The following is a 357-nucleotide window of genomic DNA, read 5'->3' as shown; positions in this document are numbered from 1 at the left end:
AGTCAATGGGCTGTGGTTTTCAAATGGAGGTGGTGTGAATAGTTGGTCTCTATTGCTCATGTGTAACCTTTATTATGTTTTGCTGGCGATAGTTGAAACATCATCCGCAATAGTTTGGACAGCAGTTGGAATGATGTTTTCATTACAGAATAGTCGGTCTATTATAAATGATTTCAGACGGCCTGCGTTTTTTGCAAAAGCATTGTAGTAAATATAGTTGAAAGAGTGTGCGATTAAGGTATGCGTGAAAAGAGCCAGCTTTGGTATTTCTTGAGAAAATAAAAAAACGCCGCATTTCTGCGGCGTTTTGCTACTAAGTATTAATGAGCACTTTCTTGCAATGCCAAGTCTACACGC

The 357-nt window shown here is 38.9% G+C and carries 1 protein-coding gene; it reads right to left on the bottom strand.

Annotated features, from left to right (window positions below):
- Positions 1-72 precede the first annotated feature (72 nt).
- Positions 73-357 (bottom strand): hypothetical protein (locus ACTHSP_RS22960; protein WP_440347121.1); only part of this gene is annotated, 285 nt, incomplete at its 5' end.

It is taken from the genome of Neisseria sp. P0001.S005 (assembly GCF_051963715.1).
Note: the sequence above shows the minus strand (reverse complement) of the source record. Positions and strands in the feature narration are given on the sequence as shown.